The following is a 15,102-nucleotide window of genomic DNA, read 5'->3' on the forward strand; positions in this document are numbered from 1 at the left end:
GAACTTGCATTCACAGCAATTTTCAGTAGACTCATTTCCCACAGTTCGGCACGTAGCGCAGCCTGGTAGCGCACGGTCATGGGGTGTCCGGGGTCGGAGGTTCAAATCCTCTCGTGCCGACCAAATTCCCTGAAAAGCAGCCTTTATGGCTGCTTTTTTTATGCCTGAAAGCGGTAATACAAAAAAACGCATTATTTCTTTAATACTTTCATCTGCTTGTCACATTTATCGTTGAAATCCCTTTTAACTGAGCATTCCTGTCTATACTCAAGGTTGTGTGGGTAACGAGAGGAGAGATTATGCATTTAGTCGAAAAAGACGATCCATCGGAAGCACCAGAGTCTGGCGATAAGAGTCCACAGCCAGACAAGAAGTAACCCACTAAAGGCCGCCCACTGTTGCGCGGCCTTTTTCATTTTATTCGCCGTGGCGGCGAAACCACTCTTCGCGATTGATTTCCCAGATTTCTGCGTCCATTTCGCCCGCGACATACGCTTTACGTCCCGACCAAACCAACCGCATACCGCTGCTTTCGGAAATTCGACGTGAAGCCAAATTATCGGCGGCTTTCGGCACCCGCAGGCACGTTTGCTGGAGATCGCGGAACCAGAAGTCGGTAACGCGCTGACACGCCTCACTCATCAAGCCCTGCCCTTGCCACTCCGGGATCAACCAAAACCCGCGATTGTCCTCTTCACCCAGCCGCAGCGAAATCAGACCAATTAGTTTTTCCGGTTGAGTGCGTGGCCGAATGCTCCAGTGCCAGGCAACCCCTTTTTGCATATCAGGCAAGGCCGAGCCGCAAACAAACTGCTGCGCGCCATCTTCGGGATAGGGCCAGGGAACAAGATGGGTGAGATAACGCACCAGCTCCCAGCGAGGAAAAACCTGTTGAATCTGCACCGCATCCTCTCTGATCAGAGGACGTAATAACAAGCGAGATGTGTCCAGTTGCGGTATTTCCATATCCTCTCCTTTGTTGCTGAACTCACTTTCAGAAAAGTGCCACAGGTTGCGTCCATTCATTAATACATTCAAAGAGATAGTTTCGGCAAGCAACCGTGTTCAAGATCATATAACAGACACAATGTGACAGCATTTCATTAAAGTGAAACAAAACCGTCACATAACTACCCTACTCTAAAGTCCCCTGATTTTTGACGGAAAATTTTATGGTCATCAAAGCGAAAAGCCTAAAAGATGCAGAAGAGATGTTGCATTCAGGCATTAGCAAAGTTGAGTTGGCTTACGACATGGGTAGCGACGATTTCTTTCGTTTCGCGTCACACTGGTGCGATCGCGGTGCGCGCATTAGTAAAGGCCATCACCACTTTGTCGTTTCACTGAAAAGTTTTGCCATCCCGCCCAACGACTGACTTTTCCAGGCAACTTGCCCTTGCGGCAGCAGACTGATTAAATGCCGCTTTCGCCTTAATCGTGATGCCGCATGCGTTACCCTAAAATTCCCCTGCCGCTTCCTGCAAGCGGCTTTGTGCTTTCTCAACACATGAACGACAGCGATCCGCTGCTGGCGATCGGTCGCTTTGACGTTGCCCACTATCAGGATGCACTCTGCGGAGAATGGCAGCTTCCTTTGCCGCTGCGCATCCAAAGTGCGGTTAAAAAGCGCCGAGCGGAATATCTTGCCAGCCGGATGCTGACCCGTGAAGTCTTCACGCGATTAGGCCAACCTGACTTTATCTTAAGTAATGCAGCAGATCGCTCTCCACTTTGGCCAGCCGGTGTGCAGGCATCGCTGTCGCACAGCACAGGAATTGTGGTATTGGCTGCGACAAAGCAACCGTTGTGTATAGGTGTGGATGTGGAGCAGCAGATGTCAGCAACGACCGCAGAGGAAACGACGGAAATGTTAATGGGTTCAGCAGAGCGCAGCTGTTTACAGCGCTTACCGTTGGATTTTCCGCTGGCCGCTACGCTGCTTTTTTCGCTGAAAGAGAGTGTTTATAAAGCTTTGTGGCCGCAACTCTATCAACCGATGGACTTTCATCACGCTGAGCTGGTTGACGTTGATTTAGCGGCACAGCGCGCTACGCTGCGATTAACTCACCGTTTTAATGACGTGTTTAACAAAGGGACCGAGTTAAGCGCGGAATTTCACTTGCAGGATCGCGAGGTCATCACTCTGCTTGCCCATGAAATTAAAAAACCGGCTTAGCAAGTAGGCTAAGCCGGTATAAACACAGACGACAGAGGAATTCCAGGATAGCAGAAAAACAGACTTCCGCTGGCCTTAACCCTAACGCACTTGGCTGTCGCCTGACCAATATCTGTTTTCGCTAAGCTTTGCCATCTGGCGTTAAAGCCCGGTATCCGTACGTTTTACCGCGTCCAGCGTGGCTATATCACGCTCATTACCGGTGAGTTCACTTAGCTGCCCGTCACGCATTTCCAGCAAGCGATCGGCATGAGTGAAGTAATGATCGTCATGACTGATAGCAAACACGGTTTTGCCCGATTCTTGTAACCATGGCAGCAGCTCACGGTAGAAAATACGTCGGAAATGCGGGTCCTGATCGGCCGCCCATTCATCCAGCAACAGCACATCACGCTCTTCTGCCGCCGCCAGTAGCAGCGCCAAACGCTTGCTCTGCCCTTTCGACAACTGCAGATTCAGGACTTTATTGCCTTCAATCTTCAGCTTGTCCTGCATCTTCAGCTTCTCCAGCCACTGCTGCACCAACGCCGGGTTTGCTGGCACACCTTCGCGACTGATTAACTGATCAAACAGATGCACATCGGTAAATACTGCCGAAAAGTGCTTGCGCCAGTTATCGAGATCGCTAGCCTCTATCGCCCTTCCATCGAGCAGCAGTTGCCCAGATTGTGGCTGATAGAGGCCCGTCAGTAACATCGCCAGCGTCGATTTTCCGCTGCCGTTGCCACCAATCAGAAAAACTAATTCCCCACGACGCAGCGTCAGGTTAATCGGTCCCACCTTGAAGCCGTTTTCGCCGTAATGAAAACGCACATCGCGCAGTTCCAACGTGTGCCAGTCAGAAAGCGCGGGCAACGTGTGAAAGTCGGGTTCAAAGGGCGCTAAGTCGAAGGCGTTTAATTTACGGAAGGCGACCTGTGCGCTGAGTAAGGTCGGCAATGCGCCCACGGCAGAAAGCAGCGGCGTGCGCAGGAACAATAGCGTTAGCGAGAACGTTGCCGCCACGGCGGTGTTGGCCCAACCCAGGCTGTTGGCCATAAAAAATACCATGCCGATAGCACCCAACGTCATGATATTCGACCAGTTCACTGCGCTGAGGTGATAGGTATCGGCACGCACAATGTGGTGACGATAGGTATTGGCGTCTTCCTGATAAACCGTTTCGTAAACCAGCCTGGCGCGTTCGCGGTTGAGCTGAAGTTCTTTACGTCCTTCAATCACCGTTTGGTAATCGCGATAAAGGTTATCTTCCACTTCACGCAATTTGGCCATGTGCTGATAAACCCGCGACACCAGTAACCACCCGCCGATCAGCGTAATAGCCAACCATACGCTGGTGACCAGCAACATTTTGGGCGAGAGCCAGGCGAGATAAAGCGCAGAACCCAGCGTAATGATAATGCCTTGAATCAGCTCCGGCAGACGCACAAAGGCGATGGTAATGGCGCGCACATCGCTGGTTAATCCTGCCAGCAACTGCGCATTGCCAATCTGCTCAATGCGCTCAACGTGGGTGTCCAAAATACGTTTAATAAACTGGCCCCGCATGCGCCAGACAAACTGATGTCCAAGCAGGGTCAGCGCCAGCTGCGAGGCCAGCGTCACGGCCATCAGCAGCAATAGCTGAAACAGGAACTGTGGCAACACGCTGAAAGAGGTATTGATGGCGACGATCATTTCACGGTTGATAAAGGCGATCATGCCAATACCCAACACCGCGCTCAACAAGGTGAGAAAAATAACCCCGATAAATGGCCAGCGAAACTGGCGAAAAACAACGTTTAGCAACGTCATAAAAAGATCCAGCAGACAAAAACAGCCTGCAGTTTAAAGCGATGCGGAATGATAGCAATAGTTATTCGCAGCCCGTCCGCATGCGCCAAAGATCAATAGGCGCGGCGGAAAGTCAGGTTATAACGGAAGGCACCCACCAGCGGATGCACGCCCGGTTTCAACGGTAAAATTCCATGATAACGCAGCCGCGATGGGCCGCCCCACACCACGACGTCGCCATGCTCCAACAACACGCGCTGCGTGCTGTCGCCGCGTTCAAAACCCCCAAACTGAAACACAGCCGGTAAACCCAACGACACAGAAACAATCGGCTGACGCAGATCCTTCTCATCTTTATCCTGATGCAGCGTCAATTTAGCGCCAGGTTCATAACGATTGATCAAACACGCGTCAGGGTTAAACCGCGAAAAACCCGCTTCATGCGCCGCTTCCTGAGCCAAACTGCGAAACAATGTCGGCATTGGCGGCCATTTCTGGCCATTTTGATTATCCTGCTCGCTGTATTGATAACCGCGTGAATCGGTTGACCAACCGAAATCCCCGCAGTTAGTCATGGCAACTGACATACGATGGCCGCCTGGCGTAATGCGATGAGCAAAAGGATTTTGCGCTTCGATCGCCAAAATGTCCTGATACAACACGCCCGCGATTTCGCGGGCGCGACGGCGCAAAATCACCGCGCCTTCTGCCAGCGGCTCTTGCCAGGGTTCATCTTCACTAAAGAGATCGAGCATCTTGGTTCTCCAACATATTATTCAGGCTTAATCAGGAAAGCAGCAAACTGCGGTGACATCCAGCTGACAAACTGATCTCCCTGCTTGCTGATCAAATAGACCGCGAGCTGCTCTTTTATCGCCAGCGCTTTGGCTTTTTCGCTGCCCAATACCATTAACCCGGTATCCCAGCCATCGGCTTCCAGCGCAGTGGTCGCAATAACCGTAGCAGAGACCAGTTTATGTTCGATCGGGCGTCCGGTCAGCGGATCGATCACGTGGGAAATACGTTTGCCATCCAGTTCATAATAGTTGCGGTAGCTGCCGGACGTGCTGATACCATGTCCTTGCAGCGCGACACGCGCCTGTACTGCATTTTCACGATCGGTGGGTTTCTGTATCGCCACGCGCCACGGTTGGCCGCTGGCATTGTTACCGCGACTCAAAACCGCACCGCCGACTGACACCAGATAATTGTTGATGCCCTGCTGTTCCATCAGGCGCGCCAGATGATCGGTAGCAAATCCTTCACCTACCGTCGATAAATCCACAGACAAACCCGGCAGATCTTTTTGCAGCCACTGCCCGTCAACACCCTGGATTACCCGCAAATGTTGTAAACCGGTCTGCGCTTTGGCTGCAACAATTTGTGCCTCAGTGGGCGTCTGTGTCGGCTGTTTGTCAGGCCCAAATCCCCACAGATTCACCAAAGGCCCCACGGTGATATCCATCGCGCCGGCGGTTTTATTGCCGATACGCAATGATTCCGTAACGATATCCGCCATGTTGCTGCTTACCGGCTGCGGCGCGCGGCTGCTGTTTTGATTAAAACGAGACAGCGTTGAGTCCGGTTTCCAGGTTGAAAGCTCGGCGTCATCGGCATCAAGCTGGTGCTGAATTACCTGCTGCAGCGCGGCTTTACGTCCTGCATCGATGCCTGCCATGCTTACCCGCCAGACGGTTCCCATGGTTTTACCTTCTAACACCATGGCCGGCGATGTAGAAGCTTGCTCACAACTCACTGCTAAAAAAGTTGCCAACAGCACCAATAGCAGATTAATCTGAATACGCATCATTCCTCACCTGTAAAACTATATTCCAATCTAATACAAAGCATAAATATCTTGTAAAGCCGTGAAAATCATCTTGATCCTTTGGCAACCTCTTGCCAGCATGGAGGCTTCCGCTCGCAGCTGGGCGCTGAATCCAAAGAGGCAAAATATGATTTATATGATTCTCATAGTGGCTCTTGGCTTGTTCGCTTTTAGTAGCTACAAAATTTGGCAGCAAAAGCGCAACAGGCATATGGCTCCTTCTCAACCGCGCCAGCATTAAGCATACCCGCACCAAAAAAGGGCATTTACGCGCCTTAAACGCGGGCAAAGTCTATCAGAATCCTCACCGAAGCCGTGGCATTGAGAGCCTTCAAGCTGGCATGAATTCTGCACTGTTGAATCAGGGTTTATCTCTGAGAGGTGTGGAATGGAAAAATCATTATCGAAGCGTACAGGCTGGCAGCAATGGCTGAGTTTTTCAGCGTTCACACTGGCAGGTGCAGCATTTGAAGGAAGCGTTCCGCCGGCCAATACCGCGCCGAAGCCGAAAAAGTGGCGGGCCGAGGAATAGAATTCGAGTGATAGCGTAAGTCTATGAACGGGGAAGCGCGGCTTGCCGCCACGCTCCCTGACAGCTTAGAACTGGTAAACCAGACCCAGCGCCACCACGTCGTCGGTATTGATACCGGCTTGATCGGTGAAGTTGTTGTCATCCAACAGGTTGATTTGATAATCCACATAGGTGGACATGTTTTTGTTGAAGTAGTAAGTCGCGCCTACATCAATGTATTTCTTCAGGTTCTGTTTGCCCTGACCTTCAATATCGGTACCGCGAGACGTCACGTAAGCCAGTGATGGACGCAGACCAAAGTCGAACTGATACTGCGCAACCAATTCCCAGTTCTCCGCTTTATCGGCATAACCGTAAAGTGCAGAATCGCTGGAACCGAAGCGGGTTGCGTTGTAGGACTTGGTATACATCGCGGCCAGGTAGATGTTATTGGCGTCATATTTCAGACCGCCGGTGTAAGCTTCTGCTTTATCACCGCGACCCAGAACATCGGCATAAGTTGCGCTCTGACCATTTTGATCGTTAGTACGATCAGACTGGAATACAGACGCACCGATACCAAAACCAGAGCCCAGATCATAGGTCGTGCTCAGACCCCAACCATCGCCGTTCTGACCCAGAACGTCACGGCCATTAGGTGATTCATCACCGTCGCCGTTTTTGCCTTGATACTGCACAGCAAAGTTCCAGCCTTCAACCAGGCCGAAGAAGTTAGTATTGCGGTAAGTCGCCATACCATTGCCACGCTGGAACATGAAGTTGTCCGCGCCGTAGGTATCGCCACCAAACTCTGGCAGCACGTCAGTCCATGCGCCAATGTCATACGCCACGCCGTAGTTACGGCCATAATCGAATGAACCCGCATCACCGAATTTCACACCCGCGAAACCAACACGCGTGAAGCTGTTAGCGGTGCCTTCAGACTCTGCGGTGTTCAGCGCAGCCTGATATTCCCACTGACCATAACCGGTGACTTGATCGCTGACTTCCGTTTCGCCTTTGAAGCCAAAGCGCAGATAAGACTGATCGCCATCTGAGCCGTCGTTATCAGAAAAATAGTGCAGACCGTCAACTTTACCGAACAGGTCTAATTTGTTGCCGTCTTTATTGTAGATTTCAGCTGCGTTTGCTGAACCTGCGGCGACCAGCAACGCAGGGATCATCAGGGAGAGAACGCGACGTTTCATTTTATTACCCTCTGTAATGTGCCTTTATAATTTGCCACTGCTAACTGAACGATTAAAAATTCAGCCGGCAAGCCATTGTTCTTTTATAACGGGTAATAATCCATCACGAAAATGCTACTAAATTTCCGAAACTGTTTCAGAATGCGAAACAGTTATTTCCAAGTGTAAATTTTGGGGAACTAATAACCAGCACATATCGGTAAAAAATATAGCACAAAATGATAACCCAATTTTATATCGTTTAATATCAACCATTTAATTAACAAGCCATCTGAGCACTGAATGATAAAACTTATGAGCCATCAGGGAATACAATAGATCCCGCTATCATCATTTATTTCATTATTACCTTCATTCACCCCGAATGATATGTTTACCCTTATTACCCGCCGGACATTGTTTGTCCGGCATTTTTTTGCCTGAAATTCACTCAAGCCGTATAAAACGTAAACTTAATTAATTGAGTTAAAATAATGCCGCTTGTTTTTCGCATGAAAAGTTAAATCCAGCACGCATTATTAAGTGAATTAGCAAATAATTTCCAACTTAATTTATCACCGTAATAAAGCATGCTGAATTAATCGCTGGATCGATATATTACCGCTCGCGCATTGATTCTTTTACCTTGTTCAATGGTTTAAGCAGATAATCCATCACCGATTTCTGACCGGTTTTAATTTCCACATTTGCCACCATGCCCGGCACAATAGGAAATTTGCGTCCCGCTCGGTTGGTTAATTCCGCTTTTTGCGTGCGAACGTAAACGCGATAGTAATATTGGTCACGTTTTACCTCATCTTGCAGGGTATCTGGCGAGACAATTTCGACCTCTCCGGGTAGATCACCGTATATGGACGAATCATAGGCGGTGATCTTAACCACTGCGGCTAAACCGGGACGAATGTAGGCGATGTCACGCGGGTTGATACGTGTTTCAATGAGCAACTGATCTTCCAGTGGCACAATCTCCATTAACTTGCCGCCTGGCTCCAGCACGCCGCCTACCGTAGTGACCTGAATATCTTTAACGATCCCGCGTACCGGCGAATAGAGCGTAGCGCGGGTCAGCTGATCTTCTTTACCCGCCGCTACCTGCAATTGCGCATCCAGTTCCGCATTATTTTTGACCTGCTCTTCGTGCGCTCGCACCAGATAATCGTTGCGCGCTTCATCAATTTTGCCGCGCAAATCACTCACCTGACGTCGCAGACGGATCACTTCAACCTGCCCCGCAGCGCCTTTGGCGACCAACGGTTCCGTCAGACGCAACTCATCCTGCACCAGCCGCATTGACTGCTGTAGATTGCTAATGGTTTCGGTCAGGTTACGGCGGCGAGATTCATACAGCTGTGTTTCACGCGCGACCAGTTGCGGCTCTTGCAGGGTTTCCGGGCCGAACTTCAAGGGTGTACCCGAAAGTTCGGCATCAAGGCGTTCAGACGAGGCGCGAAGCGTGCGCACCTTCGCCTGCGCTTCACCAAAATTAGACTGAAAGCGAGTGGGATCAAGTTTTGCTAAAACCTGCCCTTTTTCAACGATATCGCCTTCGTGCACGTTAAGCTGTTCAACGATGCCGCCATCCAGACTATCAATGACCTGTCCACGGCTCGACGGCGTTACTTTGCCTGTTCCCACCGTGACTTCATCCAGAATCGCAAAGTGGGCCCAAATCAGAAACAGCGCCAGCGCAGCGGTGCAGAGCCAGATAATGGCCGAAGTCCGGCGTTCGTGGCGCGCAAGGTCTTTATCAATCATTACCAGACTCATGCGGCATCTCCTTTGGTGGGATCGGGCGTGGGATTCGATGCCGCTGCTGGCGCGGTGGCACGACGTAAAATTTCATCGCGTGGTCCATCAGCGATAATGCGCCCGTTGTCCATGACCACAATGCGATCGACCATTTTCAACAGCGCCGGGCGATGCGTCACCAGCACCAGCGTACGGCCACTGATCCAACCCTGCATCTGGCGAATGACATGCTCTTCCAGCTGTTCATCCATCGCGGCGGTGGGTTCGTCCAGCAACACCACTTGCGGCTGACGCAAGATCAGCCGACTGAGCATCACCATTTGTCGTTGACCACCCGACAAGCCGCGCCCGCCTTCATTAATAATGCGATCAAGGCTGGCAGCGTCTTGCTGTACCAGCGACAGCGCACCGCTGATCCGTAACGCCTGGAGCATTTCCTGTTCACTGGCATGGGGATTTCCCAGCATCAGGTTCTGGCGCAGTGTGCCGAAGAACAACCGCGAATCATTGGAAAGCCACCCGAGCTGGCGGCGTAAATCGATGGGATCGATGCGTTCAATATCGACACCATCGACAATCACTTTGCCCTGCGTAGCCAGCGCCTGGCCGGCCAGAATCTTCAGCAAGGTTGACTTACCTGCACCGACCTTGCCGAGAATGGCAATTTTCTCGCCCGGTTTGATAGTGAACTGCTGCACGCTGAGGACATTTTTCTCGTTCTCTTCGTCATAGCTGTATTGCACGTTACGCAGATCGTATTGTCCGGTAAGCGTCGGACAATGGGCCAGCGTGGCGGCATCGGGCTGGTCGAGCGGTTTCTTGAGTAATTCATCCAATCCTTTCATCGCCGTTTTGGCATGCTGCCAGCGCGAGAACACCATGGTTAACTGCATCAGCGGTGCGATGGTGCGTGATGAAAGCAGGCTACAGGCCACCAGCGTACCGGTAGTGATTTGCGAATCGAGGATCAAATAGACGCCAAACACCAACATGCCCGCGTAGGTCAGCTGCTGTACGGTTGCTGCCCAGCCGGTTAGACGTGCGCCCCATAACCGCTGCTGATTACTGATTGCCGCGCTGACTTCGTGCGTCTGTTCCCACTGGCGCTGGAAATAGGGTTCAGCCTGCAGCGCTTTGATATCTTCGATACCTTCAATGGTTTCCACCAGCACCGCATTACGCAATGCCCCTTCACGCAACCCCTCTTTCGCCAGCCGCGCCATCGGAATCTGCACCAACAGGCCCGGAATGACGATCAGCGGAATAGCCGCCAGTGGGATTAACACCAGCCAGCCGCCAATAAATGACATGATAAACAGAAACAAAATCACAAACGGCAGATCTGCCGCCGCGCCGACGGTGGTAGAAGTCAGCAGTTCGCGCACCTGATCGATCTCGCGTAATTGCGAGATAAAAGAGCCGGTGGATTTAGGCCGTGATTCGTTGCGAATACTCATTGCCCTGGCAAACAGCATGGCTGACACTTTCAGGTCAATGCGTTTACCCATCAAATCAGAGACCTGAGTACGCATCAGGCGAATCAGATATTCGATGGCTGCCGCAATCAATACGCCAGCAAACAGCACCCATAACGTCGCTTGCGATTGCGCCGGGATTACGCGGTCATACACTTGCATCGAAAACAGAATGCCCGCCAGCGCCAGCACGTTACTGATGACCGAAGCCAGTGAGATCTCGGTGATGCGCCGTCCCATACCGCGAAAGTTCTTCCAGAACCAGTGTTCCTCATACGGCTGAACGAACTCATCGATGCGTGCATCACGTCCGCGTGCAGCAACGCCGACCACACCGACGTCGCCTTGCGCACGTGCTAGCAGCTGCGCCAGCTCGCCTTCACGCACCACATCGCCGCCTTCGCTCAGCCAGTAACGTGCGCTGCCTTCAGCATCAATGCCTTCCAGCACCGCCACGCTGCCATTCTCCAACACCAGCACTACCGGCGTGATCTCCTGACGCCAGCGCAGTTTGTTCTGCGGCACCATGGTGAGATGCAGACCAAGCAGGCCAGAAAGCCGCTCTAACTGCTGTGCGACGGGAAGATGTTCAAACCAACGCATCTGCTGACGCAGCGTTTTGCCATCGGCGGGCTTACCGAAACGCGCCGCAACACGCAGCATGGCGGCAATCCAGTTATCGGTATTCAAATTTTGTGCACTCATAGTTAACGCCTTTAAACGGGAACGCGCTATTGCAGCGAAGGAAGAAGATCGCCGCTGCTCTTCTGACGATCGATACCCATGATATCGAGCAGATTATCCACGGCAGCGGCATAGCGGACGGTGGCATCCCAACCATCGTAAAGCGCGGTAATGCGCGAGCTGTCCGCCTGAAACACATCCTGCTCCACGCTGAGCAGATCGTTCAGGCTTCGTTTACTGAGGCGGTATTCATCCGCATAGACGTTGCGGGTGTGATCGGCACTTTCCAGCTGTACTTCACCTGCCTGCTGGCGTTGTTGTGCGCCAATCATGTCGGCATAGGCGGTTGAGGCATTCTGATTAATGGTGAGTTTGGCTTGTTGGATGGCGGCCTGTGCAGCTTCACGTTCGCCTTCAGCTGACTGCGTTTTGGCGTTGACCGCACCGCCCTGGTATAGCGGTGCCTCAACTTGCAGTTGGACTTCATCATCCCAATAGGATTGCCGATCATTCTCGTAACGGGTGCGTCCGGCCTGCACTTTGATGGTGGGATAATGACCCGATTGCGCCTGACGTACCCGCTCGCGCGCCGCTTCCTGCTTAGATTGCGCGCTACGCACCGCAGCGCTGTTTTCATAGGCGATTTTATCAAGCGTGATTTGTTGAGTCAGCAGTGCCTGCGGCAGCTCTGGCAAATTCTCCGGTACTACGCCGGTCAACACGGTGAGCTGTGCTTTAGCAGAACGCAGTTGGGCGCGATATTGCTCCAGCGTGGCGTGCATCGCCGCAATACGCGTTTGCGCTTGCAGTACATCAGATTGAGAGTTGAGTCCCGCATCGGCGCGCAGTTTGGCAATATCACGTACCCGCTCCAGCGAGGCGATATTGGTTTGCGCGGTGACGGAGAGCGTCTGATAACGTTTTACTTCGAGGTAGGCTTGCAGCGTATCTTCCGCAACGGTGGTCATGGAATCAAACAGGCTATAACGATAAGCATCAGACAGCGCATGTTGCTCGTCAATGGCACCGCCGGTGCGTCCGAAATCATATAAAAGCTGGCTCAGCGTAATACCGCCGGAACCATTATTGTTCAGGCTACCGGCTGAGTCAGTTTGATGTGAACGTCCCGCCGCACCTTGCAGTGAGATTTGTGGATACCATGCACTTTTTGCGGCATCTAAATCGCCTTCACCGACATGGATTTGCGCCGCCGCTTCCGATATTTTTGGATTGCGGGCAAAAGCACGAAGAATGGCATCCCGCAGCGTTAAGGTGGCAATTTGTTCTTCAGTCGGCGCAGCACGCCAGTTAAATTCCGCTTTAGGTAACGGTGCGGCTACGGCCGCGCTTAACACTACGCCGTTTAGGGCGCATAAAAACAAGGTCATTCGCGCTTTGTTCATTATTAACACCAACAGGTTTTCTTATCGTCATTGTGTTTTCCCGGTGATTTAAGCGTACGAAAAGAACCCGCCGCGTACGGCGTAGTACTTGATTGAATACCTTTATTTTTTATGGTTCGAAAGCCAAACGCTAAGCGACCTTTAACATTAATAGATCAGAATACGCGCTTAGTCCTGCTAAAAATGGCTGAAATTGTTAATATTTTTGTTTTTAGCGCGATTTTTGAGCGATGCCTTTTCCATTAATCCATGCAGACAGGCTTACCAAACCTGTCTGCATAGTGGCGTTTACTTTATATAACAGCAGGTTCAGGCCATTATCTGCGCTGCACTGTGCTGCCATAAGTGATCGGCCAGGGTATAAGGCGAATCGGCAACCAAATTGCTGTCGATTGCTGTATGTGAGGCGGCTGCGATGGCGGGTTCTGTGGTGGAGGTTGCGGCGGTTGACGTCACCGTGGCGGAGGTGCCAAATGCATCGATCACGTCATCCATCTTCAGCGTACTGAGCGTCGTTGCCGACGCGTCATGCGTATCCACCGTGACGTTCTGACTGGCACTGGCCACATTTCCCGCACTGTCTTTCGCCGTCACCTTCATCTCATATTGACCTTCATCCAGCGGCGCCAGCTGACCTGCAAGAATAGTCAAAGCCCAGTTGCCGTCCGCCTTGACCGCCGCACTGTAACTTTGATCGCCCAGCGTTACCGTGACGATGCTGCCCTGATCAAGATGGCTGGAACTGCCTTGAATCAGATGCCAGGTATTCACATCAGCGGCATCAATGACGTTGTCATCAAACGGCGTGTTGAGCGTGAGCGTGGGTAAGTCATGTACCGCAACCTTGAAGAACTGATCCAGCGTTTGTGTATCGCTGTTGCCATAATCATCCCAACGATGAGCCGTTGCGGTGACGTCGCCATCCAACAACGCCATCAAATCATCCTTGGGAAGGGTGATCATCCCCTGCTCCGGCAAGTAGGTTTTGCCGTTTATTTCGAGTTCCTTAACACCTTCGATATAGAAAGTCAGACCATGCTGCGCTTCTTCATAGTTCAGCGTCATATCACCGCCAATATTCATCTCGTAATAGATCGGCGTTAAAACAGTATGAATATTAAGGTTAAGTATGTTGTCGGTGTAATTGTTCGCCGCATCAATGGCATAAACGCGCACTTCGCCGCTTGAGATAAATTTGTCGACATCTGCCGCAGCAATCAGCACCTGCCAATGGCCATCTGCGCCGATCGTCGCGTGATGTTCAACGCCATCACCGCCTTTCAATACCAACGCCTGGCCCGCTGCCACCGTTGAAAGCGTGCCGCTGATCAACAGATCCTGTTTTGACTCAGCCAGGTTAATCACGTTGTCATCAGTGACTTTATCGAAATGGATTTTCGGTACGCTGCTCAAGTGAGTCAGCAGCGTTAAGTCGTGAGTCACCGTGCTGGATTTGCCGTTGGCATCAACGGCCGTGACTTTCAGACTGTAAACGCCATCCTGTAACGCTTGCAGATCGTCAGAGCTAAAGTGGCCGATCCATTGCCCGTTACTGCCCACCGCGCCGGTCACGGTTTTATCGCCTAGCGTCAGCTTGATGATTGAATTCGTCGCCATATGCGTGGCACTGCCGGTGATATCCACGCCGTAAACAGCTTCTGTTATGCTTACCGCGTCATCACCGCTTATGGTGTCAACCGTGACCGTTGGCTTAATGGTTTTATCCACATAAAGTCCGAAGTCTACTGTGCTTTCGGTGCTGTTACCGGCTTTATCGGTGATAGTCAGCTTTAGGCTGTAGTTGCCATCTGGCAATCCTTTCAACGCTTCAGCCGGCATTGAGGCATTCCAGTAGCCCCATTTATTCACCGTGCTCTGCCAGCTTTGATCGTTAAACGTGAGGGTCACGGTTGATCCCGCTTCGCCCACCGCCTGGCCGCGTAAATGCACCCGATTGTTGGCTTCCCAACCCGCAATGACGCCATCCATCGCGATCGGTTCGTAGGGACGCAGCGCGGCCGGTGCCTGCGTGTCTGCCGCGCTGACCGCCAGCGTATTCAGGCTAACCGCTGATGTTTGCCCCTCTGAATCTGAACTGGCGACCACACTGCTGGCACGCGCCACAGAAGTGGATGTTGTTGCGACATCAGACAGGGCAAAATCGCTGACGGCAGCCTGAAAGATCGACTCTAGCCGAACAGCACGATAATCATCACGTTGGGACATAGGTAACCTCGATTCAAAAGAACATTAGCCGCAAGCCATCAGAGATATTGATATTTACTCGCGGACAGG

At 51.8% G+C, this 15,102-nt stretch carries 14 protein-coding genes and 1 tRNA gene; 5 read left to right on the top strand and 10 right to left on the bottom strand.

Going from position 1 to position 15,102, the window contains the following annotated elements; translation table 11 throughout:
* Positions 1 to 46 precede the first annotated feature (46 nt).
* Together ACF2G4_RS08330 and ACF2G4_RS08335 are read left to right on the top strand one after the other, a co-directional pair.
* A tRNA-Pro gene (locus ACF2G4_RS08330) sits at positions 47 to 123 on the top strand.
* A gap of 176 nt (positions 124 to 299) precedes the next feature.
* Positions 300 to 377 (top strand): hypothetical protein, encoded by a 78-nt coding sequence (locus ACF2G4_RS08335; protein WP_243078471.1) that lies wholly within the window; start codon positions 300 to 302, stop codon positions 375 to 377.
* A gap of 40 nt (positions 378 to 417) precedes the next feature.
* On the opposite strand, the gene ACF2G4_RS08340 is transcribed toward ACF2G4_RS08335, so the two are convergent.
* Positions 418 to 966 (bottom strand): GNAT family N-acetyltransferase, encoded by a 549-nt coding sequence (locus ACF2G4_RS08340; RefSeq protein ID WP_409075857.1) that lies wholly within the window; start codon positions 964 to 966, stop codon positions 418 to 420.
* A gap of 206 nt (positions 967 to 1,172) precedes the next feature.
* On the opposite strand from ACF2G4_RS08340, the gene ACF2G4_RS08345 reads away from it, so the two are divergent.
* The gene (locus ACF2G4_RS08345) at positions 1,173 to 1,376 is read left to right on the top strand and encodes a hypothetical protein (protein ID WP_215846155.1); all 204 of its coding nucleotides are present in this window, start codon (positions 1,173 to 1,175) and stop codon (positions 1,374 to 1,376) included.
* A gap of 71 nt (positions 1,377 to 1,447) precedes the next feature.
* Positions 1,448 to 2,176 (top strand): 4'-phosphopantetheinyl transferase, encoded by a 729-nt coding sequence (locus ACF2G4_RS08350; protein WP_409075858.1) that lies wholly within the window; start codon positions 1,448 to 1,450, stop codon positions 2,174 to 2,176.
* A gap of 141 nt (positions 2,177 to 2,317) precedes the next feature.
* Here ACF2G4_RS08350 and ACF2G4_RS08355 read toward each other — a convergent pair whose 3' ends face one another.
* The 4 genes from ACF2G4_RS08355 to ACF2G4_RS08370 form a co-directional block, all read right to left on the bottom strand.
* Positions 2,318 to 3,970 carry a multidrug ABC transporter permease/ATP-binding protein gene (locus tag ACF2G4_RS08355; RefSeq protein ID WP_409075859.1) on the bottom strand — a complete coding sequence of 551 codons (1,653 nt, stop codon included), beginning with the start codon at positions 3,968 to 3,970 and terminating at the stop codon, positions 2,318 to 2,320.
* Positions 3,971 to 4,062: 92 nt separating this feature from the next.
* Positions 4,063 to 4,704 (bottom strand): DNA oxidative demethylase AlkB, encoded by a 642-nt coding sequence (gene alkB, locus ACF2G4_RS08360; protein WP_409075860.1) that lies wholly within the window; start codon positions 4,702 to 4,704, stop codon positions 4,063 to 4,065.
* A 17-nt stretch (positions 4,705 to 4,721) separates the two neighbouring features.
* On the bottom strand, positions 4,722 to 5,759 hold the full coding sequence (apbE, locus tag ACF2G4_RS08365; protein ID WP_409075861.1) for an FAD:protein FMN transferase ApbE: 1,038 nt from the start codon (positions 5,757 to 5,759) through the stop codon (positions 4,722 to 4,724).
* Positions 5,740 to 5,988 (bottom strand): hypothetical protein, encoded by a 249-nt coding sequence (locus ACF2G4_RS08370; protein WP_409075862.1) that lies wholly within the window; start codon positions 5,986 to 5,988, stop codon positions 5,740 to 5,742. Before ACF2G4_RS08370 ends, apbE begins: the two co-directional genes overlap by 20 nt.
* A 177-nt stretch (positions 5,989 to 6,165) precedes the next feature.
* On the opposite strand from ACF2G4_RS08370, the gene ACF2G4_RS08375 reads away from it, so the two are divergent.
* The gene (locus tag ACF2G4_RS08375) at positions 6,166 to 6,309 is read left to right on the top strand and encodes a hypothetical protein (RefSeq protein WP_243077530.1); all 144 of its coding nucleotides are present in this window, start codon (positions 6,166 to 6,168) and stop codon (positions 6,307 to 6,309) included.
* Between the two features lie 65 nt (positions 6,310 to 6,374).
* On the opposite strand, the gene ompC is transcribed toward ACF2G4_RS08375, so the two are convergent.
* From ompC to ACF2G4_RS08400, 5 genes are all read right to left on the bottom strand, one after another.
* Positions 6,375 to 7,496, bottom strand: a complete 1,122-nt coding sequence (ompC, locus tag ACF2G4_RS08380; RefSeq protein WP_215846143.1) for a porin OmpC — start codon at positions 7,494 to 7,496, stop codon at positions 6,375 to 6,377.
* A gap of 597 nt (positions 7,497 to 8,093) precedes the next feature.
* Positions 8,094 to 9,263: an HlyD family efflux transporter periplasmic adaptor subunit gene (locus ACF2G4_RS08385; protein WP_332627217.1), complete on the bottom strand. Its 1,170-nt coding sequence runs from the start codon at positions 9,261 to 9,263 to the stop codon at positions 8,094 to 8,096.
* Positions 9,260 to 11,425: a type I secretion system permease/ATPase gene (locus ACF2G4_RS08390; RefSeq protein ID WP_409075863.1), complete on the bottom strand. Its 2,166-nt coding sequence runs from the start codon at positions 11,423 to 11,425 to the stop codon at positions 9,260 to 9,262. The genes ACF2G4_RS08385 and ACF2G4_RS08390 overlap by 4 nt, the downstream gene beginning before the upstream one ends.
* A gap of 26 nt (positions 11,426 to 11,451) precedes the next feature.
* The gene (locus ACF2G4_RS08395) at positions 11,452 to 12,807 is read right to left on the bottom strand and encodes a TolC family outer membrane protein (RefSeq protein ID WP_409075864.1); all 1,356 of its coding nucleotides are present in this window, start codon (positions 12,805 to 12,807) and stop codon (positions 11,452 to 11,454) included.
* Positions 12,808 to 13,116: 309 nt separating this feature from the next.
* A complete protein-coding gene (locus tag ACF2G4_RS08400; protein WP_409075865.1) occupies positions 13,117 to 15,033 on the bottom strand; it encodes an Ig-like domain-containing protein in 1,917 nt (638 codons plus the stop codon).
* Positions 15,034 to 15,102 lie beyond the last annotated feature (69 nt).

It is taken from the genome of Pantoea phytostimulans, assembly GCF_046118715.1.
Lineage (GTDB): Bacteria > Pseudomonadota > Gammaproteobacteria > Enterobacterales > Enterobacteriaceae > Pantoea > Pantoea phytostimulans.